Genomic DNA, 24,174 nt, shown 5'->3' on the forward strand with positions numbered 1-24,174 from the left:
AAAATCAGGCGCCGCGTGCGGCGATCAGCTTGCATGCGTGTGCCGGCAGTTCGGCGGCAACCGGCATGCCGACGTGCAGGTCGGGCGTCTCGCGCGGCGTCGTCGCGGCCGTCAGCGTGAAGCCGAGGCAATCGATCGTTGCTTCGATCGATGCGCCGACGTCGCGCACGAACGTGATCGTGCCGGCGAGCGTGTTCGGCGTGCCCGACGCCGTCGCGCCCGGTCGCACGCATACGTCCTCGGGGCGAATCAGCAGGCGCACGGCGTCGGGTGCGCGTGGCGTGTCCGGCACGCGCCCGATCGAGAGGCGCTGCCCGCCCGGCAGGACGATCGCGTCGTCGCCGTCGCGCGCGACCGGCAGGATGTTGCCGAGGCCGATGAAGTCGGCGACGAATTCGTTGACCGGGTCGCGATAGATGTCGAGCGGCCGGCCGACCTGCTGGATCCGGCCTTTCTCCATCACGACGATCTCGTCGGCCATCGTCATCGCTTCGCGCTGGTCGTGCGTGACCATGATCGTCGTGATGCCGAGCCGTTGCTGGAGCAGCCGGATCTCGACCTGCATCGCCTCGCGCAGTTTCGCGTCGAGCGCCGACAGCGGCTCGTCGAGCAGCAGCAGGCGCGGCGACGACGCGATCGCGCGCGCGATCGCGACGCGCTGGCGCTGCCCGCCCGACAGCTGCGTGACGAGCCGGTCGGCCATGTGCGGCAACTGGATCAGCTCCAGCAGCTCGGCGACGCGCCGCGCCTGCGCGGCCCGCGCCGTCTTGCGCAGCCGCAGCGGGTACGCGATGTTCTGCGCGACCGTCATGTGCGGAAACAGCGCGAGCGACTGGAACACCATGCCGAAGGCGCGCCGGTTGGCGGGTACGTGCGTGAGGTCGCGGCCGGCGAACGTCACCGTGCCGGAGGTCGGCGTGTCGAGGCCGGCGATGATCCGCATCAGCGTGGTCTTGCCGCAGCCGGACGGGCCGAGAAAGCAGACGAGCTTGCCGTCCGGCACCGACAGGTCGACGTGATCGACCGCACACGCCTGATGAAAGCGCTTGGTCACGTTCTGGAGGATGAGCTGGGTCATGAAGGTTCCTTGCACGGGCGAGGGCGAGGCCGTGCGCGCATCAGAGCGCGACGCCCTTGTCGCCGACGAGTTTTTCGAGCATCCAGATCAGCGCGAAGTCGATCGCGACCGTGAACACGGCGAAGCAGAACACGGTCGGGTCGAGCGACGACACGGTGCGGCTGTAGAGCCAGACCGGCAGGGTCATCGTGTCGATGCTGTACAGGAAGAACGTCACCGTGAATTCGTTGAACGACACGATGAACGCGAACAGCATCCCGGCGAGAATCCCGGGCCGCATCAGCGGCAGCACGACGTCGACGAGCGCGCGCCACGGGCTCGCGCCCATCACGCACGCGGCTTCCTCGAAGTCGGGGCCGATCGACGCAACCGAGGCCGCGCAGTTCTTCACGGTGAACGGCAGCGTCAGGATCACGTGCGCGACCACGAGCCGCACGATGCCGAGCTCGACCGGCAGCGCGTTGAACACGATCAGCAGCGCGAGGCCGAGCATCACGAGCGGATAGACGATCGGCAACGCGACGAGCTGCTCGACGAGCGCCTTGCCGCGGAAGCGGCAGCGCGACAGCGCGTAGGCCGCGGGCACCGACACGGCGGTCGCGATCAGCATCGTCGCGACCGCGACGACGAGGCTGGTCGTCAACGCGGCGCCCATCGACTGCGCGCTGCCCGCATCGGACGACACGAACGTCTGCCAGGCGGCGCGATACCAATGCAGCCTGAACTCGCGCGGCGGGAATTCGAGCGTGCCCGACGCGCCGAACGACATCGTGATCATCGTCAGGATCGGCAGCGCGGCGAGCAACAGCACGAGCGTCGCGAGCGCAGCCGTCGCGCGGCCGAGGCGGCCGGGCAGGGGCGCGCGCAAGAGCAGGGTATTCATCGGCTCACCTCGCCGGCACGTTGCAGGGTGCGCACGAGGCGCTGGGACACCGCCATCACGACGAGCGTCGCGGCCATCAGCACGACGCCCGATGCCGACGCGGCGGGCCAGTTGAGCAGCGGCGCGACCTGGTCGTGCACGAGCACCGCGAGCATCGGCACGCGTCGGCCGCCGAGCAGCAGCGGCACCGCGAATGCGCTGGCGTTGTACGCGAACACGAGCAGCGCGCCGGCGACGAGGCCGGGCATCGCGAGCGGCAGCGTCACGTGCCGCAGCGTCTGCCAGCGGCTCGCGCCGAGCGTCGCGGCGGCTTCGTCGTAGGCGCGGGACACCGCGCGCAGCGCGCTCGACAGCGGCAGCACGGCGAGCGGGAACGCGGTCTGGATCAGCCCGAGCAGCACGCCGTGCTCGCGGTACAGCAGTTGCAGCGGCCGATCGACGACGCCCGAGGCCAGCAGCGCGCGATTGAGCAATCCCGCCGGGCCGAGCATCACGAGCCAGCCATAACCTTGCAGCAGCAGGTTCACGAGCAGCGGCAGCAACACGCCGGCGAGCATCAGCCGGCGCGCGAGCCGCGATTCGGTGCGCGCCATCGCGAGCGCGACCGGGATCGCGAGCAGCACCGCGCACACCATGCTCTGGAACGCGAGGCGCAGCGTGAGCCACAGCGATTTCGTGAAGTACGGGTCCGCGAGATCGGCGTAGTTCTGCAGCGTGAAGGTCCGCCATTCGTCGCCGGATACGCCGACGCTCATGCGCAACACGGTGAGCGTCGCGGCGGCGAGCACCGCGAGGAACGCGAGGATCGGCGCGAGCAGCAGCCACGGCGGCACGCCGGCCAGCGCGGGCCCGGCGTCCGAGCCGGCGCCGGCCGGTGTGCCGGCGGCCGGCGCCGCGTCGCGGGGGGAGGACAGGGAGGCCATGTCGTTACGCCGCGAAGAGGCCCGTGTAGCGCTTGATCCATGCCGGCTGGACGACGGCGAGCGCCTTGTCGTCGTGCAGCACGGCCTTCTCCGCGATCTGCTGCGGCGACGGCACGAACGCGCGGCTTTCCGCGGGAATCACGGCCTTCCCGTTCACGGGCCCGTTGAGCACGTCGGCCGCCATCCGGCCCTGCACGCCCGCGTCGAGCGAATGGTTGATGAACGCGTGGATCAGGTCGAGGTCGCCCGGATGCGCCTTCGGGATCACCGTGAACATCAGTTGCGTCGCGAAGCCTTCCTTCATGCCGTACGTCACGCCCATCTTGTAGTCGGGCTTGCGGATCTGGTCCGGGAAGAACGCCGGCGAATAGATGCCGCCGATGTCGAGCGAGCCGGTGCGGAACAGGTCGGCGACCTGGTTCGGGTTCTCGCCGAGGGTCATCACGCGATCCTTGAGCAGCGCGAGCTTCCGGAACCCGGGATCGATGTTCTGCTGCGAGCCGCCGGCCAGCTTCGCGGCGATGATCGCGAGGTCGACCGCTTCGGCCCACTCCGGCGGCGGCAGGAACAGCCGCCCCGCATATTTCGGATCCCACAGTGCCTCGTAGCTCGACGGCGCGCTCTTCACGGTCGCCGTGTTGTAGATCAGCCCGTCCGACCACAGCAGGTAGCCGATGCCGAAGCCGTTCGCGCCCGTGCAGTATTGCGGCGCGACGTCCTTCAGGTTCGGCAGCCGGTTCAGGTCGGGCTTCGCGAGCAGGCCGGCGTCGGCGAGGCCGGCCGCGCCGACGCCCGCGAGCGTGATGACGTCGTAGGTCGGCCGCTCGCCCGCGGCCTTGACCTTCGCGACCATCCCCGACGTGCCGTCCGCGCGATCGGCGATCACGCGCGCGCCCGTCTGCTTGCTGAAGGTTTCCGCGATGTTGCGCAGCGCGGCCGCGCCGGTATCGTCGGACCAGGTGAGCAGGCGCAGCGTCTTGCCCGCGAAGCTGCTCGACTGAGCCTTCGCAGTCCTGATGAACGGCATCGGAATGGCGGATGCGGCGAGTGCCGTGCCGAGGGTTTTGATCACCTGCCTTCTGCCCGCCTTGAAGTGTTGCATGGCCGTCTCCTGATGAACGATGCCGTGTGGTTCGATGCCGGTCGCCGGATGGCGGCGCGGGGGTTGGATGAACTGTAGGGAGGTCAAATTTCCGCAACAAACGAAATATCCGCATGCGCGCCATGACATAAACGCATGGGTCGCCGGCCTCAGCGGGCCGCCGTCATGACCTGCTTGATCTCCTGGAAGGCAGCCAGCCCGAACGGGCCAAGCTCGCGCCCGACGCTGCTGCGCTTGTAGCCGCCCCATGAGGTTTGCGGATAGATCAGTTGCGGCGTGTTGATCCACACGACGCCCGCCTCGAGCGCATTGGCGACCCGCCTGCCGCGCGCGGCGTCGCGGGTGACGACGGTTGCGACGAGCCCGTATTCGGTATCGTTGGCGGCCGCGATCGCGTCGTCCTCGGCGTCGAACGCGCGCACGCACAGCACCGGCCCGAAAATCTCGTCGCGCCATAGCGCGCAGCCGGCCGGCACGTCGGCGAACAGCGCGGGCCGGATGAAGTAGCCGGGGCCGGCGAGCGCGTCGCCGCCCGTCACGAGCCGCGCGCCGTCGGCGCGGCCCTGCGCGATGTGGCGCTGCACGCGTTCGTATTGCGCGCGGTTCGTCAGCGGGCCCATCTGCACGCCGGGTGCGAACGGCGGGCCGACGACGGTCGTCTCGATCCGTCGCGCGAGGCGCGCGATCAGGTCATCGGCGAGCGGGGCGGCCACGAGCACGCGCGAGGTCGCCGAACACATCTGCCCGGCGTTGAACAGGCCGCCGCCCGCGATCAGTTCGACCGCGTGATCGAGGTCGGCGTCGTCGAACACGACGATCGACGATTTGCCGCCGAGTTCGAGACCGACGCCCTTGATCGTGTCCGCGGCCGTCTTCATGACCTGCGCGCCGACCGCCGTGCTGCCGGTAAACGACACCTTCGCGACGAGCGGATGCGCGCACAGCCGGGCACCGACCTCGTGGCCGGTGCCCGTCACGACGTTCAGCACGCCGGGCGGCAGGCCCGCGTCGGCGACGATCGCGGCGAGTTCGAGCTCGGGCAGCGGCGTGATCTCGGACGGCTTCAGCACGACGGTGCAGCCGGCGGCGAGCGCGGGCGCGAGCTTCCATGCGGTCGTGACCATCGGGAAATTCCACGGCACGATCAGCGCGGCGACGCCGGCCGGTTCGCGCCGGATCCACGCGCGATGGTCGCCGCCGGGCAGCGCGATCTCGGTTTCGCCGTCGGTGTCGAGGGCATCCGCGAGGCCCGCGTAGTAGTCGAAGGTGGCGATCACGTCGGCGACGTCGATCTCGGCTTCGGCGAACGGCTTGCCGTTGTTGAGCGACTGCAGTGTCGCGAGCCGCGTGCGCCGTGCGTCGACGCCGCGCGCGATGGCACGCAGCAGCGCCGCGCGCGTGGCGCCGGTCGTGCGTTTCCAGCCGGGAAACGCGCGCGATGCTGCTTGCACGGCACGCTCGACGTCTGCCTCGCCGCCTGCGCTTACGTCGGCGATGATCATTTCCGTCGACGGGTCGACGACGGGTAGCGTCGCGCCGCCGAAGCTCGTGCGCCACGTACCGTCGATGAAATGGCGCGTGTGCAGCGGCGGATCGAACGCGAGATCGGGCGTCGTGCTCATGGCCGCACCTGACCGAACCAGGTTGCCTCGTCGATTTCGATCACGGTCGGCATCGGGCGTGCCGTCGCATCGCGCAGCGCGTCGGCCAGCGCGTCGGGCGTCGCGGCCGCCTGCGCCGCGCAGCCGAAGCCGCGTGCGAGCGTCTGGAAATCGGGCGTATACGGATCGACGCCGACCGGCGTGATGTCGCGCTCGACCATGTATTTGCGGATCTCGCCGTAGCCGCGGTTGTTCCAGACGATCACGATCACCGGCACGCGAGCCTCGACCGCGCTCGCGAGCTCCGGCAGCGTGAACTGCAGGCCGCCGTCGCCGATCAGGCACACGACGGGCCGCGCAGGCGCGGCGAGCTTTGCGCCGATCGCGGCGGGCAGCCCGTAGCCGAGCGTGCCGTAGCCGGTCGACGAATTGAACCAGCTGCGCGGTGCCGGCGCATCGTGCGTGAAATTGCCGACGTAGACGGGGCTCGTCGAATCGCCGGCGATGATCGCGCCGGGCAGCGCGGCGACGATGGTGTCGATCAGCCGTGCCTGGGCACGCGCGGCGCCGTCGTGGCCGGCCGCGATCGCGGCGCGCACGGCGGCCACCCGCGGCGCGCCCCAGCCGGGCTCGGGTGCCGGCGCCGGCCGTTCGTGCAGGCGGGTCGACAGCGCGCCGAGCGCCAGCCGCGCATCGCCGGCGATGGCGATTTCCGCGCGCGCATTGCGCATCAGCTGTTGCGCGTCGATGTCGATGCGGATCACCCGGCCGTCGATCGCGAAGCCGCCGTCGAACGTGACGTCGTAATCGGTTTCGCCGAGTTCGGTGCCGACCGCGAGCACCACGTCGGCCTCGCGGATCGCCGCGCGCGTGGCCGGCAGCGACTGGGTGGAGCCGATCAGCAACGGGTGGCCGGCCGGTAGCAGGCCCTTCGCGTTGATCGTCAGCGCGACGGGCGCGTGCAGGCGTTCGGCGAGTTCGCGCAGTTCCGTCGCGGCGTGGATCGCGCCGCCGCCGGCCAGGATCAGCGGCCGCCGGGCCTGCGCGAGCAGGTCGGCGGCTGCCGCAAGGGCGTTCGCATCCGGCGCGGGGCGCGCGGGCAGCGCGAGCGGCGCGGCGGGCAGCGCGGGCGCCGGCATCACGATCACGTCGAGCGGGATCTCGATATGCACGGGCCGCGGACGCGCGCTTTCGAACACCGCGAAGGCGCGCGCGAGGACCTGCGGCAAGTCGGCCGCGTCGAGCAGCGTGTGCGAGAACGCGGTGAGCCCGGCGAACACGTCGCGCTGCGACGGCAGCTCGTGCAGGCGGCCGTCGCCGCTGCCGAGTTCGCGCCGCGCGTTGACGCTCGAGATCACCAGCATCGGAATCGAGTCCGCGTAGGCCTGTGCCATCGCGGTCGCGATATTGGTCATCCCCGGCCCGGTGATGATGAAGCAGACGCCCGGCCGGCCGGTGACGCGGGCATAGCCGTCGGCCATGAATCCGGCCCCCTGTTCGTGGCGCGGCGTCACGTGACGGATCGACGATGCGGCGAGGCCGCGATAGAGCTCGACGGTATGCACGCCGGGAATGCCGAACACGCATTCGACACCCTGGCGTTCGAGGAGGTCGACGAGCGCTTCGCCGCAGGTGCGGGGGCGTGAATGGAACGGGGCGGCCGTGGCCGCGCAGGCCTCGGCAATGCAGGAGACAGGGGCGGGATGGTTCATGGATCGTGACGTGCCGATTGGGAGGGGGAGTGGCCCGTACCGCAAGCAACGGGCATGAAGCGGATTGTCGGGGTCGATCGGCGCTGCCAACAATCGATAAGTTTTCATGCAGCGCATGAGCGCCGTGCATGGCGGCGTCGAGGCTCGCCGACGGCCGGACGCTTGCCGCGGCGAGCGGTCGGCATGCGCGGGAACCGTTCGGCCCGCGCACGATTCCCCGCGTACTGCTGCTTCGATCTCCATCGGTCACGCGCGTGACCGGATGTCCGTGGTTGCCGGGCCGGACCCGTCACCGGCATGCCCGGCCCGGCCCGGCCTGCAAGCGAGCCCGCGACGGTCAGTGCGGCTCGCTAAAGCGCGGATCGATATACGCGTCGACGTCCTGCGACTGTTTGTACACGGCGTTACGCACGTTGAACGCATTCGCGTTGCGCGTCGAGCCATAGATCGAGTCGAGCCCGTCGCCCTTGCGGAACGCACGCTTCGCGGCAGCCTCGTCGAGCAGGTGCGTGCCCTTCAGCAGCGGAAGGTATTGTTCCGGCGCGAGCCCGACACGCGCGGACATGATCCTGACCGCGTCGGCCTGCGTCTTCGGGTCGTTGATGTACGCGACGCAGCGGTACCAGACCTTGACCACCTTCGCCCAGTCGGCCCGGCGCGCGGCGAGGCTCGCCGGCGCGACCGTGATCGCATCGTAGATCAGCCCCGGCGCATCCGCCGACGTGAAGATCGCCCGTGCGCCCGGTGCGCGCTTCAGCGCCTCGCCCGCGTTCGGCTGCCAGGCGGCCACCGCGGCGATGTCGGACGACGAGCCGAGCACCTGCGGCAGTTCGTTGGTTTTCGCATTCACGAGTGTGACGTCGCCGTCCTTGAGCCCGTGCTTCTGCAGCGCGGTTTCGAGCAGCAGGTGATCGACCAGGCCGAGCTCGACGCCGACCTTCTTGCCCTTCAGGCCTTCGACGGTGCGCAGCGGCGGCTTCGCGACGATCATGTCGTTGCCGGCCGAATAGTCGGTCAGCAGGATCATCACGTTCTTCGCGCCGGCCGCGCCGGTGACGAGCGCATCGCCGTTGGTCGCCGCGACCGCGTCGAGCTTGCCCGCGGAAAACGCGTCGAGCGACGCCGAATAATCGAACCATTCGAAGTCGACGTCGACGCCGGCTTCCTTGAACCAGCCCTTGTCGAGCGCGACCTGGAACGCGACCCAGCCGGGCCAGTCGCTGTAGCCGATCTTCAGCGGCGCGGCCGCGTGCACGGCGGGCGCCGTCAACAGCGCGGCGGCCGTGACGGCGGCCCCCAATGCATGACGGACGAAACGGAGGGACGGCAGGCGGCGGAACGCCAGGGCGGGACGGGTCATCGTTGTTCTCCAGGAGACCGGGATCGGGATCGTCGATTCGGACCGTGCCTGTGCGCGGTCCGGCCGCGTGGCCGGTTCCTGCGGATGCGGAACGAACGAAGCGGCCACGGAGAGGCGCGACGGCCGTTGCCATCGCCAATCTCCCGGGCTTTTGTCCCGCCGTGTAGCACGGGTGCGTCCGGTCTCGCGATCGGACGCACCCGCGCCGGGCTGCTCTCGGACCAGACGTTCGATGAACCGGAACCCTAGCACCCCTAAGATGCGACGCTGCCGCACCTCTCGGCGTCATGCCGAGCGAGAAGCGTGCCAATGGCACGCGGCCACGCGATTCAACGGCGCCGCGCGGCGCGCTGAAGTTCGATGAAGCGGGCGGAGAACAGCGCGCTCAATGCGCGCCGGAGCAGGTCGAGCTTGTTCATGACGCGTGAGATATCGAGTGACGATGCATCCGTTCAGCAATGCCCATGCCATTGCCGAACGCGCGGCGCAGGTGCGCACCATCCGCACTGCGCCGGTGCGCGATCGCATGCGCATGGTGCGCCGCACGCCCGCTGCGAGGGCAAGCCGCCGCCGCCACCGATTCGTGCATGCCGCGGGTCGTCGCGCCGTCGTGCCGCGTCGTGCGGTCGTTGCGCGGTCGTCGTGTGGTCATTGCGCGGCGGCTGGCACGCAACTCGCTAGATTGACGCTCGAGAGGTGCGAAGCAATTTGCATCATCTTCAGGATCGCTAGGGTTCCGGTCGTGCGGCGTTCGCGCCGCGCGATGACTGGTCCGAGAGCAATCCGGTCTTGCCTTCGCCTCGCTTCGAGGAAACGGCGAGGCTCCACGGAGGGATAAAAGCCCGGGAGGTCGCGATGTCGTTCGGTCGCCCTCTCACGCCTTTTGTCCAACCCTCCACGGAGCCGCCATGTCGCCGAGCCCCCAAGCCCTCCTTGCCCCGCCGCCGCACGTCGTGTGGGAAACGCTGATTCCCGCGGGAACCCACTGGTCCGGCATCCTGCGCCGCGGCCTCGCGCTGCGCCTCGTCGACGTCGACGGCGGCGCGAACCTGTCCGCCGTGTTTCATCGCCAGGAAGACCCGCTCGAACGCTACAACATGGCCGATACGCTGAAGGCGCAGCACACCGCGCATCTCACGCGCGGCCATGCGCTGTACACGGACATGGGGCGCGTGATCGCGTCGATCACGGCCGACACGCTCGGCTGGCACGACCCGCTCGGCGGCGTCGGCGATGCGCGCTTGTTCGCGCACAAGTACGGCACGAGCTCGTACCAGGCCGATCGCAACGCGATGATCCGCAACGGCCGCGACAGCCTCGTGCTCGAACTCGCGAAATACGGACTGTCGGCGCGCGATCTCGCCGCGAACGTCAACTTCTTCAGCCGGCTCGACACGCGCGACGACGGCACGCTCGATTTCGTCGCCGGACATTCGCCGGCCGGCAGCGCGCTCGACCTGCGCTTCGAGATGAACACGCTCGCGGCGTTCTCGACCGCGCCGCATCCGCTCGATCCGCGGCCGGACTATGCGCCGAAGCCCGTGAAGCTGATCGCGTACCGCGCGTATCCGGCGGACGGCGCCGCGCCCGAGGACGACCCGTGCCGGCGCGCGTGTGCCGAGAACATGCGCGGCTTCACCAACACCGACCGCCTGTTCGCGTAAGGAGCCGGACCATGCCGATCATCGAAAGCCGTCTCGACCCGCGCGACGCGATCCACGACACCACGCTGAACGCGGGCGAACCGTGGCTGCACGACCTGAAACGCGGCCAGGTCTTCCGTATCCTCGACCTGGAAGGCAACCAGGCGGTCGACACCTTGTTCTACCGCACCGACGACACCGAGGAGCGCTACAGCGCGCAGGACACGATTCGCGCGCAGCGCAACCTGTACCTGAGCGCGGGCAGCGTGCTGCTGTCCAGCCGGGGCAATCCGATGGTGACGATCGTCGCCGACACGTGCGGGCGCCACGACACGCTCGGCGGCGCGTGCGCGGCCGAGAGCAACACCGTGCGCTATGCGCTCGACAAGCGCTACATGCACAACTGCCGCGACAGCTTCCTCAACGCGATCGCGCACTGCACGTGCGGCGCGGGTGCGCGGCTCGGCAAGCGCGACCTCGTCGGCAACGTCAACTTCTTCATGAACGTGCCCGTCACGCCGCTCGGCGGGCTCACGTTCGAGGACGGCATTTCCGCGCCCGGCAAGTACGTCGAGATGCGCGCGGAGATGGACGTCACGGTGCTGATCTCGAACTGCCCGCAGCTCAACAACCCGTGCAACGGCTACAACCCGACGCCCGTGCGCCTCACGATCTGGGAGGCCGAATGAACCTCGCCCACGCTCGCCATCGTTCGCGGGAGGCCGCATGAGATTCGCCAAAGTCCTCGTCGCGAACCGCGGCGAAATCGCATGCCGCGTGATCCGCACGCTGAAGCGGCTCGGCATCGCGTCGGTCGCGATCTATTCGGACGCCGATCGCGACGCGCGTCACGTGGCGCTCGCCGACGAAGCCGTGCGGGTCGGGCCGGCGCCGGCCGCCGACAGCTACCTGAACGTCGCGGCGATCCTCGCCGCCGCGCGCGAGACCGGCGCGCAGGCCGTGCATCCCGGCTACGGCTTCCTGTCCGAGCATGCGGGCTTCGCCGATGCATGCGAAGCGGCGGCCCTGCGCTCCATCGGCCCGCACGGCGATCACATGCGCGCGTTCGGCCTCAAGCACACCGCGCGCGCGCTCGCCGCCGCACAGGGCGTCGCGCTGCTGCCGGGCACGGGCCTGCTCGACGACGTGGCGACGGCGCTCGCCGAAGCCGGCGCGATCGGCTATCCGGTGATGCTGAAAAGCACCGCCGGCGGCGGCGGGATCGGCATGTCGCTCTGCCGCGATGCCGCGCAGCTCGAGGCAGCGTTCGAATCCGTCGTGCGGCTCGGCAACGCGAACTTCGCGCATGCGGGCGTCTATCTCGAGAAGTTCGTCGAACACGCGCGGCACATCGAAGTGCAGATCTTCGGCGACGGCCGGGGTGGCGCAATCGCGCTCGGCGAACGCGATTGCTCGGTGCAGCGCCGCAACCAGAAGGTGATCGAGGAAACGCCCGCGCCGGACCTGACCGATGCCGAGCGCGACGCGCTGCACGCGAGCGCGGTGCGGCTCGCCCGCGCGGTCGGCTACGCATCGGCCGGCACCGTCGAATTCGTGTTCGACGCGAACGCGCGCCAGTTCTATTTCCTCGAGGTGAATACGCGCCTGCAGGTCGAGCATTGCGTGACCGAAGCGGTGACGGGCGTCGATCTCGTGGAATGGATGATCCTGCAGGCCGAAGGCGACCTGCCGCCGCTCGACACGCTCGCGGTCGCGCCGCGCGGCGCGAGCATCCAGGTGCGGCTGTATGCGGAGGATCCGCACAAGCAGTTCCTGCCGAGCGCCGGCCTGCTCACGCACGTCGCGTTTCCGGACGACGTGCGCGTCGACGGCTGGATCGAAGCGGGCACCGAGATCAGCGCGCATTACGATCCGCTGCTCGCGAAGCTGATCGTGCGCGGCGATACGCGGCGCGACGCGCTGGCCGCATTGCAGGCCGCGCTCGCGCGTACCGAGCTGTACGGGATCGAGACCAACCTCGACTACCTGCGCGCGATCGCCGGCTCGGACACGTTCGCGCGCGGCGCGCCGACGACGGCATTCCTGTCGCGCTTCGCGTTCGCGCCGCACACGATCGACGTGCTCGACGGCGGCGTGCAGACCACCGTGCAGCAGGCCCCCGGGCGGGTCGGCTACTGGAGCGTCGGCGTGCCGCCGTCCGGGCCGATGGACGATCGCGCGTTCGACCTCGCGAACGCGCTGCTCGGCAACGCGCGCGATGCGGCCGGGCTGGAATTCACGATGGTCGGCGCGACGCTGCGCTTCAACACGGCGACGCTGTTCGTGCTCGGCGGCGCGCCGCTCGCGGCCACGCTCGACGGCGAGCCCGCGCCGTTCTGGCAGGTGCTGCGCGCGCGGCCCGGCGCGGTGCTCAAGCTCGGCGGCGTGACCGGCGCGGGCGTGCGCGCATGCCTGGCCGTGAAGGGCGGGCTGCAGGTGCCCGACTATCTCGGCAGCAAGGCGACCTTCACGCTCGGCCAGTTCGGCGGTCACGCGGGGCGCGCGCTGCGCAAGGGCGACGTGCTGCATCTGCACGCGGACGCGGGGCGCGGCGACGCGGGCGCGACGCTGGCCGCGACCGAGGTTCCCGCGCTGACGCACGCATGGACGCTCGGCGTGCTCGACGGTCCGCACGGCACGCCGGACTTCTTCACGCCCGACGACATCGCGATGCTCTACGGCACGCAGTGGACGGTCCATTACAACTCCAGCCGCACCGGCGTGCGGCTGATCGGCCCGAAGCCGCAATGGGCGCGGGTGGACGGCGGCGAGGCGGGCCTGCATCCGTCGAACATCCACGACAACGCGTATGCGATCGGTGCGGTCGATTTCACCGGCGACATGCCGGTGATCCTGGGCCCCGACGGTCCGAGCCTGGGCGGCTTCGTGTGCCCGGTGACGGTCGTGCGCGACGAGTTGTGGAAGCTCGGGCAGTTGCGGCCGGGCGACACCGTGCAGTTCGTGCGCGCCCGCGTGTCGCCCGCGCCTGCCGCTGCCGCGGTCGTGCCGGCGGCTTGCGCCGGCGCGCCGGACGATTGCGTGCTGCATCGCGATCCTGCGGCCGGCGGCGGCATCGGCGTGGTGTACCGGCGCTCCGGCGATCGCAACGTGCTGGTCGAATACGGGCCGCTCGTGCTCGACCTGAACCTGCGCTTTCGCGTGCATGCGCTGATGTGCTGGCTCGACGCGCACCGGCTGCCCGGCATGCTCGACCTGACGCCGGGGATTCGTTCGCTGCAGGTGCAGTTCGACGCGCGGACGCTGCCGCTCGCCACGCTGCTCGCGCATCTGCAGGCAGCCGAGCGCGAACTGCCCGACGTGGCCGACATGCGCGTGCCGAACCGCATCGTGCATCTGCCGCTGTCGTGGGACGACCCGTCGACGCGCGTCGCGATCGAGCGCTACATGCAGTCGGTGCGGCCCGATGCGCCGTGGTGCCCGAGCAATATCGAGTTCATCCGGCGCATCAACGGGCTGGCGAGCATCGACGACGTCAAGCGCATCGTGTTCGACGCGCGCTACCTGGTGATGGGGCTCGGCGACGTCTATCTCGGCGCGCCGGTCGCGACGCCGATCGATCCGCGGCACCGGCTGGTGACCACGAAGTACAACCCCGCGCGCACCTGGACGCCGGAGAACGCGGTCGGCATCGGCGGCGCGTATCTGTGCGTGTACGGGATGGAAGGGCCCGGCGGCTACCAGTTCGTCGGCCGGACCGTGCAGATGTGGAACCGCCACCGCACCACGCGCGAATTCGAGGCCGGCAAGCCGTGGCTGCTGCGCTTCTTCGACGAGATCCGCTTCTACGAAGTCAGCGAAGCCGAGCTGACCGCACTGCGCGCGGATTTCATCGCGGGCCGTGCAGCGCTGAGGATCGAGGAATCCGTGTTCGATCTGGGCGCATACAACCGCTTCCTGCGCGACGAGGCCGATTCGATCGCGACGTTCAAGGCCGCGCAGCAAACCGCGTTCGAAGCCGAGCGCGAGCGATGGCGGGCGGCCGGGCAGGCGGAATACGTCGGCGAAGCGGAGCCGGGCGACGGGCAGGCGGCGCGCGCGGCGGGCGTGCTCGACGACACGCAGCGGGCGATTGCCGCGGACGTGTCGGGCAGCGTGTGGAAGGTGCTGGTCGAAGCCGGCGAGCGCGTGACCGAAGGACAGGTCGTCGCGATCGTCGAGTCGATGAAGATGGAGGTGGCGGTGACGGCAACGGAAGACGGCACGATCGAGACGATCGATTGCGCGCCGGGCGCGGCGGTGGTGGCCGGCCAGCGGCTGATGGTGATGAAGGCGGGCGCTGCCGAGGAGGTCGCATGAACACGACGGAACGCTCCCTCCTGCCCGGGCTGCGCTCGATTGCCGCGCTGCGCGCGCGCTATGAAGCGGGCGACCTGACGCCGCATGCGCTCGTCGACGCGATCGCCGCGCATTTGGACGCGGGCGACCCGCATCACGCGTGGATCCGGCCGCTGTCGCGCGCGGAGATGGCGCGGTATGCCGACGCGCTCGCCGGGCGCGACATCGCGACGCTGCCGCTGTACGGCGTGCCGTTCGCGATCAAGGACAACATCGACCTCGCGGGCATCCCGACGACGGCGGCCTGTCCGGCTTATGCGTACACGCCCGCACGCAGCGCGCCCGTCGTCGAGCGGCTGATCGCGGCCGGCGCGATTCCCGTCGGCAAGACCAATCTCGACCAGTTCGCGACCGGGCTCTCGGGGCAGCGCTCGCCTTACGGCGCGTGCCGCAATGCGCTCGATCCGCGCTATGCGTCGGGCGGGTCGAGTTCCGGGTCGGCGGTGGCGGTCGCGCTCGGCGTCGCGACCTTCTCGCTCGGCACCGATACGGCCGGCTCCGGGCGCGTGCCGGCCGCGTTCCACGGCCTCGTCGGGCTCAAGCCGACCCGCGGCGTGGTGAGTACGCTCGGTGTCGTGCCGGCCTGCCGCTCGCTCGATTGCGTGTCGGTGTTCGCGCACTCGCCGGCCGATGCGCGGGCCGTGTTCGACGTCGCGCATGGCGTGACCGAAGGCGATCCGTACGGGCGCGCGTGGCAGCCGCTGCCGGGCGCTAGCGGACTGCGCGCGCATCCGGGGCGGCCGCTCGCGCAGTTGCGCTTCGGCGTGCCGCGTGCCGATCAGCTCGAGTTCTTCGGCGACGAATCGTATCGCGCGGCGTGGGGCGTGGCGCTCGAACGCCTGCGCGCGACCGGCGCGCGGGTCGTCGAGATCGACTTCGCCCCGTTCCTGGCCGCCGCGCGGCTGCTGTACGAAGGCCCGTGGGTGGCCGAGCGGCTCGCCGCGATCGGCGCATTCGCCGCGCGGGAACCCGATGCGCTGCATCCGGTGATCCGCGAGATCGTCGGCGGTGCGTCGCGTTTCAGCGCGGCCGATGCGTTCGCGGCATTCGACCGGCTCGCGACGCTGCGCGTCGAGGCCGATCGCGCATGGGGCGGGCTCGATGCGATCGTGATGCCGACCTCGGCGACGACCGCGACCGTCGACGCGCTCGAAGCCGACCCGATCGGCGTCAACTCGCGCTTCGGCTACTACACGAATTTCGTCAACCTGCTCGACCTGTCGGCGATCGCGGTACCGGCCGGCACGTGCGAAAGCGGACGGCATGCGGGCTTGCCGTTCGGGATCACGTTCGTCTGCCGCGCGCACGACGATGCGCGGCTGCTGGATCTCGCGCAGGCGTGGGGCGGCGGCGCCGTCGCGGGCGGCGATGCGGGCGTCGGCGATGCGGTTGTCGGCGATGCCGGGGCGTCAGTGCCGGCGGCGCCTGCGCCCGGCGCATCGTCCGGTGTGTCGTTTGGCGCATCGTCTGGCGCGTCGTCCGATGTGTCGTCCGGCGTGCTGTCCAACGAGTCGTCCAACGCGTCGTTCAACGTGTCGTCCAACGCGTCTTCCAACGCGTCGTCCGGTGTCGTGCGCGTGGCCGTCGTCGGCGCGCATCTGCGTGGCGAGCCGCTGAACGGGCAGCTCACGGATCGGGGCGCGCGTTTCGTCGCCGCGACGACGACGGCCGCCGCCTATCGCCTCTACGCGCTGTCCGCGGCGGCCAGCGGCGGCGTCGCCAAGCCGGGCCTCGTGCGCGTGCCGGACGGTGGCGCGCCGATCGCGGTCGAGATCTGGGAGATGCCGGTCGACGCGTACGGCAGCTTCGTCGCCGGGATCGCGGCGCCGCTCGGCATCGGCACGCTGACGCTCGCGGACGGCTCGCGGGTGCAGGGTTTCCTGTGCGAAAGCGCGGCGCTCGACGATGCGCAGGACATCACGCGCTTCGGCGGCTGGCGGGCCTACCGCGCCCAGACCGCCGGCGGCGCATTGCAATGAACGCCCGGTCGCGCGTGGCCCCACGGCGTCGCGCGACCGGCACCCGCAACGATACGGAGATTCCCATGTCAATGACCCGCAACACGACCGGCTGGCTGGCCGTGCGCCGCGAACTGACGACGCGCGGCAAATGGACGCTCGGCCTCGCGTCGTTCCTGCTGCCGTGCGCCGTCTGGTGCCTGATCAGCTATGTGCCGTTCGTCTGGCATCCGCAGATGCGCATCACCAATCCCGGGAGCGTCGACTATTTCCAGGCCGGCATGCAGATCGACCGCGACGTGTTCGACGACGAGCTCGCGCATGCGCGTGCGACGCACGCGGCCGTGCCCGAAGGCGTGCGCGCGAACCCGGTCTACCTGCCCGCGCCGCACCAGGTGCTGCGCGCGTTCTACACGGCATTCACGACGCCGCCCGCATCGCGCGACGGCGTGTGGCTGCACGAGAGCCTGTGGCACAGCATCCGGATCATCTTCTGGGGCTTCGTGATCTCGTCCGCGATCGGCGTGCCGCTCGGCATCGTCTGCGGCACCTTCAGTGCGCTCGCGCGGCTGCAGGAGCCGTTCCTCGAGTTCTTCCGCTACCTGCCGGCGCCGGCGTTCGGCGCGCTGATGGTCGCGATTCTCGGCATCTACGACGCGCCGAAGATCGCGATCATCGTGATCGGCACGTTGTTCCAGCAGGTGCTGATCATCGCGAACACGACGCGCAAGCTCGAATACGGGTTGTTCGAGGCGGCGATGACGCTCGGCACGAAGAAGCTGAAGCTGCTCACGCACGTCGTGATTCCAGGCGTGCTGCCGGACCTGTATCGCGACCAGCGGATCCTGCTCGGCTGGGCGTGGACCTACCTGATCGTCGCCGAACTCGTCGGCACGAGTTCGGGCATCACGTGGTACATCAGCCAGCAGGCCCGCTACCAGCATTTCGACAACGTATACGCGGCGATCCTGATGATCGGGATCATCGGCCTCGGCACCGACATCGTGCTCGGGCTGCTCGGCCGCAAGCTGTTTCCGTGGGATCGCACGCTGAAGGCGTGACACCCGTCGACGCGCATCCATCGACCGATTTTCGCAGAGGGCATCATGCAGAATCCGCAAGCCGTTCCCGATTACCTGATTCAATCCGACGCGGTGCGCGAGCGCTTCGCGCGGCTGAAAACCCGCGACGTGATTCTCGACGTGCGCCATGTCGGCAAGCGTTTCGCGACGCCGCAGGGCGAGTGCGTCGCGCTCGACGACATCAGCTTCCGCACGCACCGGCGCGAGTTCGTGTGCGTGATCGGCCCGTCCGGCTGCGGCAAGTCGACGTTGATCCGCATCCTGGCCGGGCTCGACGCGCAGACGAGCGGCGAGGTGCTGCTGGACGGCAAGCCCGTGCAGGGGCCGGGCGCCGACCGCGGGATGGTGTTCCAGGGCTATACGCTGTTTCCGTGGCTCACCGTGAAGAAGAACGTGATGTTCGGCCTGCGCATGAACGGCAGCAGCAGCGGCGAGGCCGAGCGCGAGGCGCTGCAGTGGCTCGATCTCGTCGGGCTGACGCGTTTCGCCGACGTGTATCCGCACCAGTTGTCGGGCGGGATGAAGCAGCGCGTGGCGATTGCCCGCGCGCTCGCGAACCGACCGCGGATCCTGCTGATGGACGAGCCGTTCGGCGCGCTCGACGCGCAGACGCGTGCGCGGATGCAGACCCACCTGCTCGACATCTGGCGCAATATCGACGTGACGATCCTGTTCATCACGCACGACCTCGACGAGGCGATCTTCCTGGCGGACCGGATTCTGGTGCTGAAGGCGAACCCGGGCGGCGTGCAGGAACTGATCGAGGTGCCGGTGCCGCGGCCGCGCGATTATGCGCAGGTCAATACGCCCGAGTTCATTGCAACGAAGGCGCGGCTCGAAGCGCTGATCCATCCGAAGGAAGCGGTGGCCGCGGACGACGAAGGCGTCAAGCCGCACATGATCCGGATGACGGACGTCGCGGACAATGTCGAGTAGCGGGGAGGCCGGGTGCGCGTGCGCGCCCGGGATCTCGTACCGGGCGTGATCAGTGCGACTGCATGACGGGATCCCGGCCACGCACGAGTGCGAACATTTGTCGTCAGTCGTTTTGCTGCGGATTTTTTCTTGATCTCTCGCGGTGGAATGCGAGATGAAATAATCCCGTTACACGTGTGGTTCGGTAATGGCGAGGTTGGATTCGATTCGCGCGAGTCTTTTTGTTTCTGTTTTGCGTGAAATGCGAGATTCAATTCACATATATGCGCATCAAGGTCGCGCGTTCGTCCCGGAAAATGGCGGCGTTAATAAAAATATTATTGAAACGCTGAAATACTCCTTGTTGGGTCTGCGCCCCGCCTGACGCGTGCTTGCCGCATTTGAACCGCGCTCCCCCGTGTCCGGCGAAGGCTTCGCCCCGGATGCGCCGATTTTGCAGTATTGAAAATCATGTGAAATATCGATTCAATCCGGAATATTGTTTTCACAAATTGACGTCCTTATAAAAAATAATCGAGAACTGTCAGCATTTACAGGTTCATTGGATTAACCGCTCGATGTAAATTCGAGTCGCGGGACAAATTGATGTTTTCAAGGTTTCGTGCGAATCGATCACCCGATCGGTGATCGAAGGTCGCATGGAACGGTCCACGCACCGGCAACCCATCTACCTGAACGGGAGCTTCTATGTCACGCGTTACCGATGTGCTCGTCTCGATCGATACCGAAACCATTCTCCAGAAATATCCGAATCCCAGCCGGGATCCGAAAAACCCGACGCTGATCGACTGGAAGCACGTGTACATGGTCACGAACCAGGACAACGTCGTGTCCGGGCAGGCAGGCGGCGAACTAGACCTGCGAGCCCAGGTCGGCGACCTGATCCGATGGCGCGAAACGAGCCTGTCGCTGGGCTTCGAGAAGCAGGTGGTCTTCTACGGCTTCATCGCCAACCAGGGCCGCGACCTGATTTCGACGCCGACGCCGCGCAAGGCCACCGCATCGATCCCGATTCCGAACCCGAGCTCGCCGTCGACGCCGACCTGCCAGAAGGTGGACAACTACTACTGGTCGTCGGAAACGCTGTCGGAAGGCCGCGTCACCTACCACTTCTACTTCCAGATCATCGATCGCAACTGCCAGTCGCTGGGTTGCTATCAGTGGGACCCGTTCATCTCGATCCACAACTGATCTCGGCAGGCGGGCGGCCGCGCGACGGTCGCCTGCGTCATTGTCCCGTTCCGGAGGAAGCGCCATGCCTGGTCTTCGTTGCGATGTGCTTGCGATCGTCGATGCCGTCACGCTGCTGTCGGCCTATCCCGATGCGAGCCGGAACGCCGATGCGCCGACCGTGATCGACGGCCGGCACATCTACGTGGTGAGTCCCGGCGACACCGGGCCGCTCGGCCGCAACGACAGCCGGCTCTTTGCCGGCCTGTCGCCGGGCGACCAGCTCCGCCTGCGCGAAACGGCGCTGGCGCTGCGTGCCGAAGTGAGCGTCCTGTTCATCCGGTTCGCCTTGCGGGACGCCGGCATCGTCGCGCCGATCGAAGCGCAGGTACGCGACGCCGCGACGCCGGTGCCGTCCGACGACGACCTGCTCCATCCGCAGTGCCGGCCGATGCCGGACCATTACTGGCGCAGCGACGTGCTGGCTGTGGGCGCCACCACGTGCACGGCCGATTTCGCCGTGCTCGATCGTGGCGGTGCGGTGTCCGGCTACTTCCGCTGGGAGACGTCGATCGAGATCGCCGGCGGCCGCGCGGATTCGTAGCAGCCCGGTTGCAAGCCGTCGCCGGACCGCGACGGCTGCGCCAGCCTGGCGTCCGATACCGGCTTCGGGCGATCTTCTGCGCGAATGCCGATTTCAGGCAGGATGCCGAACCGTTTGACTCACGGGCCGCTCGTGTTTCATCGGCAGCCGGCCCGCCCGAATCAGTTTCGTTCCCGTTCGAGCCAGCGTCGTTGCGAGGCGTGACCACCCGAGCGCGCCGCGTCCGTCGCGGGCCGGTTCCCCGCATTTGCCGCCCGCTGATCCAATCCGGAATTTGTCTAGTCATCCTTGCGATTGGATCGTACGAGATGCACCAAACGCGTGCCTGAATTCCCCACGACGAGGCACGTCAGAGCCCCGAAATTAGGGGATTTCCCGCGTTTACCCGGTTTTTTTTGATCGCTGCTTGTCGCGCTGTTTTTCTTCTTGCATGCTTGTATAGACAAATTCCTGAGGCGGCTTGCTGCAGCACCGAAGGGATGACGAACCTCAACGCAAGGAGAAATCTCGTGAACGGCAAGCGGATCAAGTGGGCAATCAGGACGATCGGTGTCATCGCGGCTGCGGCGGCAACGCTCGGCGCACCGGCGCAGGCGAAGGAATGGAAGACGGTGACGGTCGCGCTCGAAGGTGGCTACGCACCGTGGAACCTCACGCTGCCGGGCGGCAAGCTGGGCGGTTTCGAACCGGAGCTGCTCGCCAACGTGTGCGAGCGGATCAAGGTGCAGTGCAACATGGTCGCGCAGGACTGGGACGGGATGATTCCCGGCCTGCAGGCCGGCAAGTTCGATATCCTGATGGATGCGATTTCCATCACGCCGGAGCGCGAAAAGATCCTGCTGTTCTCGCGTCCGTATGCGGCGACGCCCGCGACGTTCGCCGTCACCGATACCAAGATCCTGCCGAAGGCCGCGCCCGGCGCGCCGATGGTCAAGCTGACGGGTGACGCGAACGCGGACAAGCCCACCGTCGACGCGCTGCGCAAGCAGCTGAAGGGCAAGACGATCGGCATCCAGTCGGGCACCGTCTATACGAAATTCATCAACGACAGCTTCAAGGACATCGCGTCGATTCGCGTGTACAAGACCTCGCCCGAACGCGACCTCGACCTCGTCGCCGGGCGCATCGATGCGTCGTTCGACGACGTCACGTACTACGCGGCGAACAACACGAAGAAGGACACCGCGTCGATCGTGCTCGCGGGGCCGAAGCTCGGCGGGCCGATCTGGGGGCCGGGCGAAGGGCTCGCGTTCCGCAAGCAGGATGCCGACCTGAAGACGAAGTTCGATACGGCGATCGGCGCGGCACTCGCGGACGGCACGGTGAAGAAGCTGGCCGACAAGTGGTTCAAGACCGACGTCACGCCGTAAGCACGCCGCCGCCGCGCGAGCGACTCGAACGACTCGAACGACGCGCGGCGGCACGCATCCTGCCGATTCACTCAACGCTTGCCGGGAGGCACGCATGGCGATTCTCGAAATGCTCGGCTTCGGAACCGAAGGCTGGGGCGGTGTGCTGCTGCTCGCCGCACTGATGACGGTCGCGCTGACGCTCGCCGCGCTCGCGGTCGGCGCGGTGATCGGCGCGGCGATCGCGGCGGCGAAGCTGTCGCGCTATCGCAGCGCCCGCCTGCTCGGCGACCTGTACACGACGGTATTTCGCGGCGTGCCCGAACTGCTCGTCATCTATCTGTTCTACTTCGGCGGCTCGACGCTCGTCACGGCCGTCGGCCAGTGGTTCGGCGCGGAAGGCTTCATCGGCGTGCCGCCGTTCGTGATCGGTGCGCTCGCGGTCGGCATGATCTCGGGCGCCTACCAGGCGGAGGTGTATCGCGCGGCGGTGCTCGCGGTGTCGAAGGGCGAGCTCGAAGCGGCGCGCGCGATCGGCATGCCGCGCAGCATGGTGCTGCGGCGCATCCTGGTTCCGCAGGTGCTGCGCTTCGCGCTGCCCGGGATCGGCAACGTGTGGCAGCTGAGCCTCAAGGACTCGGCACTGATCTCGGTCACCGGGCTCGCCGAGCTGTTGCGCACGAGCCAGATCGCCGCCAACTCGACCCACCAGTACTTCGTGTTCTTCGTCGCGGGCGGTGCGTTGTATCTGCTGATGACGGGCGTGTCGAACCGCGTGTTCAACCGCGCGGAAGCGATTGTCGGCCGGTCGTTCCGCCGCAATTTCGCGCGCAACTGACGGAGAACGTGCATGTCCTTCGATTTCGCTTTTCTCTTCGATACGCTGCGCCAGCTGCTCGCGGCCGTACCGACCACGCTCGGCCTGTTCTTCGCATCGCTCGTGCTCGGCGGCCTGCTGTCGCTCGTGATCGTCACGATGCGCGTGTCGCCGCGCTGGCTGCCGAACCGCTTCGCGCGGGCCTACATCCTCGTGTTTCGCGGCTCGCCGCTGCTGATCCAGATGTTCCTCGTGTATTACGGGCTCGGCCAGTTCGGCGTGATCCGCGAGAGCTTCATGTGGCCGCTGCTGCGCGAGCCATACGTCTGCGCGGTGCTGTCGCTCGCGCTGTGCACGGCGGGCTACACGGCCGAGATCCTGCGCGGCGGGCTGATGGCCGTGCCGGTCGGGCAGATCGAGGCCGGCTATTCGATCGGCCTGTCGGGCTTCGCGCTGCTGCGGCGCGTGATCGGCCCGATCGCGTTGCGCCAGTGCCTGCCCGCGTATTCGACCGAAGCGGTGCTGCTCGTCAAGTCGACCGCGCTGGCGAGCCTCGTCACGGTATGGGAAGTGACGGGCGTCGCGCAGCAGATCATCCAGCAGACCTATCGGACGACCGAGGTGTTCGTCTGCGCCGCCGTGATCTATCTGGGCCTGAACTTCATCGTCGTGCGCCTGCTCGGCGCGCTCGAATGGCGGCTTTCCGGGCACCTGCGTGCGCCGAAGCCCACCGGTGCGCCCGCCGCGGCGACGCGCAATCCTCAACGCGTCGCACCCTGAGCGTCCCCGTCCTTTCCAGGAGAATCCGATGAACACCGCTGCTCCCGTTGCGCTGTCGGTCAAGAACATCCACAAGTCGTTCGGCGACCATCATGTGCTGAAGGGCATTTCGCTCGACGCGCATGAGGGCGACGTCATCTCGATCCTCGGCGCGAGCGGCTCGGGCAAGAGCACGTTCCTGCGCTGCCTGAACCTGCTCGAGACACCCGACGACGGCTCCGTCGCGCTCGCCGGGGAAACGCTCGCGATGAAGCGCGCGCGCGACGGCAAGCTGCATCCGAGCGACCGGCGCCAGGTCGACCGGATCCGCTCCCAGCTCGGCATGGTCTTTCAGAACTTCAACCTGTGGTCCCACATGACGGTGCTCGACAACCTCGTCGAGGGGCCGCTGCGCGTACAAAAGCGCAGCCGCGCCGAAGCGGTCGAGGAGGCCGAGGCGCTGCTGGCGCGCGTCGGTCTCGCCGACAAGCGCGGCTACTATCCGGCGCACCTGTCGGGCGGCCAGCAGCAGCGCGTCGCGATCGCCCGCGCGCTCGCGATGCATCCGAAGGTGATGCTGTTCGACGAACCGACGTCGGCGCTCGATCCGGAGCTGGTCGGCGAAGTGCTGCGCGTGATGCGCTCGCTGGCGGAAGAGGGGCGCACGATGCTGGTCGTCACGCATGAAATGGGCTTCGCGCGGCACGTGTCGAATCGTGTGCTGTTCCTGCATCAGGGCGAAGTCGACTCGGACGGCACGCCCGACGACCTGTTCGGCGGCCAGTGCTCCGAGCGCTTCCGGCAATTCGTGTCGAGCCACCACGACCGCACCACCAACTGA

The 24,174-nt window shown here is 68.6% G+C and carries 19 protein-coding genes and 2 riboswitches; of the genes, 12 read left to right on the top strand and 7 right to left on the bottom strand.

What is annotated here, in order from left to right:
* Nucleotides 1–4: 4 nt before the first annotated feature.
* The 7 genes from NQV17_RS28320 to NQV17_RS28350 all read right to left on the bottom strand — a co-directional run bounded on the left by NQV17_RS28320 (nucleotide 5) and on the right by NQV17_RS28350 (nucleotide 8,659).
* Nucleotides 5–1,078: an ABC transporter ATP-binding protein gene (locus NQV17_RS28320; RefSeq protein ID WP_257774809.1), complete on the bottom strand. Its 1,074-nt coding sequence runs from the start codon at nucleotides 1,076–1,078 to the stop codon at nucleotides 5–7.
* A gap of 40 nt (nucleotides 1,079–1,118) precedes the next feature.
* Complete coding sequence (locus tag NQV17_RS28325; protein WP_257774810.1) at nucleotides 1,119–1,961, bottom strand: ABC transporter permease; 843 nt, start codon at nucleotides 1,959–1,961, stop codon at nucleotides 1,119–1,121.
* A complete protein-coding gene (locus NQV17_RS28330) occupies nucleotides 1,958–2,884 on the bottom strand; it encodes an ABC transporter permease (protein WP_044848705.1) in 927 nt (308 codons plus the stop codon). Before NQV17_RS28330 ends, NQV17_RS28325 begins: the two co-directional genes overlap by 4 nt.
* A 4-nt stretch (nucleotides 2,885–2,888) precedes the next feature.
* Complete coding sequence (locus NQV17_RS28335) at nucleotides 2,889–3,986, bottom strand: PotD/PotF family extracellular solute-binding protein (protein WP_257774811.1); 1,098 nt, start codon at nucleotides 3,984–3,986, stop codon at nucleotides 2,889–2,891.
* A 149-nt stretch (nucleotides 3,987–4,135) separates the two neighbouring features.
* A complete protein-coding gene (locus NQV17_RS28340; protein ID WP_257774812.1) occupies nucleotides 4,136–5,608 on the bottom strand; it encodes an aldehyde dehydrogenase family protein in 1,473 nt (490 codons plus the stop codon).
* Nucleotides 5,605–7,299 (bottom strand): 5-guanidino-2-oxopentanoate decarboxylase, encoded by a 1,695-nt coding sequence (locus tag NQV17_RS28345; protein ID WP_257774813.1) that lies wholly within the window; start codon nucleotides 7,297–7,299, stop codon nucleotides 5,605–5,607. The genes NQV17_RS28340 and NQV17_RS28345 overlap by 4 nt, the downstream gene beginning before the upstream one ends.
* 337 nt (nucleotides 7,300–7,636) lie before the next feature.
* Entirely contained in the window at nucleotides 7,637–8,659 is a 1,023-nt protein-coding gene (locus NQV17_RS28350) for an ABC transporter substrate-binding protein (RefSeq protein WP_257774814.1), read from the bottom strand.
* A 138-nt stretch (nucleotides 8,660–8,797) separates the two neighbouring features.
* A riboswitch (guanidine-I (ykkC/yxkD leader) is annotated at nucleotides 8,798–8,919 on the bottom strand.
* Nucleotides 8,920–9,376: 457 nt separating this feature from the next.
* A riboswitch (guanidine-I (ykkC/yxkD leader) is annotated at nucleotides 9,377–9,510 on the top strand.
* Nucleotides 9,511–9,567: 57 nt separating this feature from the next.
* Here NQV17_RS28350 and NQV17_RS28355 point away from each other — a divergent pair.
* The 12 genes from NQV17_RS28355 to NQV17_RS28410 all read left to right on the top strand — a co-directional run bounded on the left by NQV17_RS28355 (nucleotide 9,568) and on the right by NQV17_RS28410 (nucleotide 24,174).
* Nucleotides 9,568–10,323, top strand: coding sequence for an urea amidolyase associated protein UAAP1 (locus NQV17_RS28355; protein WP_257774815.1), 756 nt, complete (start codon nucleotides 9,568–9,570; stop codon nucleotides 10,321–10,323).
* An 11-nt stretch (nucleotides 10,324–10,334) separates the two neighbouring features.
* The gene (locus NQV17_RS28360) at nucleotides 10,335–10,991 is read left to right on the top strand and encodes an urea amidolyase associated protein UAAP2 (protein ID WP_044848699.1); all 657 of its coding nucleotides are present in this window, start codon (nucleotides 10,335–10,337) and stop codon (nucleotides 10,989–10,991) included.
* Between the two features lie 37 nt (nucleotides 10,992–11,028).
* Complete coding sequence (gene uca, locus NQV17_RS28365) at nucleotides 11,029–14,619, top strand: urea carboxylase (protein WP_257774816.1); 3,591 nt, start codon at nucleotides 11,029–11,031, stop codon at nucleotides 14,617–14,619.
* On the top strand, nucleotides 14,616–16,637 hold the full coding sequence (gene atzF / locus NQV17_RS28370) for an allophanate hydrolase (protein WP_257774817.1): 2,022 nt from the start codon (nucleotides 14,616–14,618) through the stop codon (nucleotides 16,635–16,637). The genes uca and atzF overlap by 4 nt, the downstream gene beginning before the upstream one ends.
* A gap of 65 nt (nucleotides 16,638–16,702) precedes the next feature.
* Entirely contained in the window at nucleotides 16,703–17,677 is a 975-nt protein-coding gene (locus NQV17_RS28375; RefSeq protein ID WP_044848741.1) for an ABC transporter permease, read from the top strand.
* Between the two features lie 45 nt (nucleotides 17,678–17,722).
* Entirely contained in the window at nucleotides 17,723–18,634 is a 912-nt protein-coding gene (locus tag NQV17_RS28380) for an ABC transporter ATP-binding protein (RefSeq protein ID WP_257774818.1), read from the top strand.
* A 687-nt stretch (nucleotides 18,635–19,321) separates the two neighbouring features.
* Nucleotides 19,322–19,825: an inclusion body family protein gene (locus NQV17_RS28385; RefSeq protein WP_257774819.1), complete on the top strand. Its 504-nt coding sequence runs from the start codon at nucleotides 19,322–19,324 to the stop codon at nucleotides 19,823–19,825.
* Between the two features lie 64 nt (nucleotides 19,826–19,889).
* The gene (locus NQV17_RS28390; protein WP_257774820.1) at nucleotides 19,890–20,408 is read left to right on the top strand and encodes an inclusion body family protein; all 519 of its coding nucleotides are present in this window, start codon (nucleotides 19,890–19,892) and stop codon (nucleotides 20,406–20,408) included.
* 509 nt (nucleotides 20,409–20,917) lie between these two features.
* A complete protein-coding gene (locus NQV17_RS28395; protein WP_257774882.1) occupies nucleotides 20,918–21,778 on the top strand; it encodes a transporter substrate-binding domain-containing protein in 861 nt (286 codons plus the stop codon).
* Between the two features lie 94 nt (nucleotides 21,779–21,872).
* Nucleotides 21,873–22,595 (top strand): ABC transporter permease, encoded by a 723-nt coding sequence (locus NQV17_RS28400; RefSeq protein ID WP_044845491.1) that lies wholly within the window; start codon nucleotides 21,873–21,875, stop codon nucleotides 22,593–22,595.
* 12 nt (nucleotides 22,596–22,607) lie between these two features.
* Nucleotides 22,608–23,354: an ABC transporter permease gene (locus NQV17_RS28405; protein WP_124523418.1), complete on the top strand. Its 747-nt coding sequence runs from the start codon at nucleotides 22,608–22,610 to the stop codon at nucleotides 23,352–23,354.
* A gap of 28 nt (nucleotides 23,355–23,382) precedes the next feature.
* Nucleotides 23,383–24,174, top strand: coding sequence for an ABC transporter ATP-binding protein (locus tag NQV17_RS28410; RefSeq protein WP_044845493.1), 792 nt, complete (start codon nucleotides 23,383–23,385; stop codon nucleotides 24,172–24,174).

The sequence above is a fragment of the Burkholderia sp. SCN-KJ genome (assembly GCF_024656005.1).
In the GTDB taxonomy this organism is placed as follows: Bacteria; Pseudomonadota; Gammaproteobacteria; order Burkholderiales; family Burkholderiaceae; genus Burkholderia.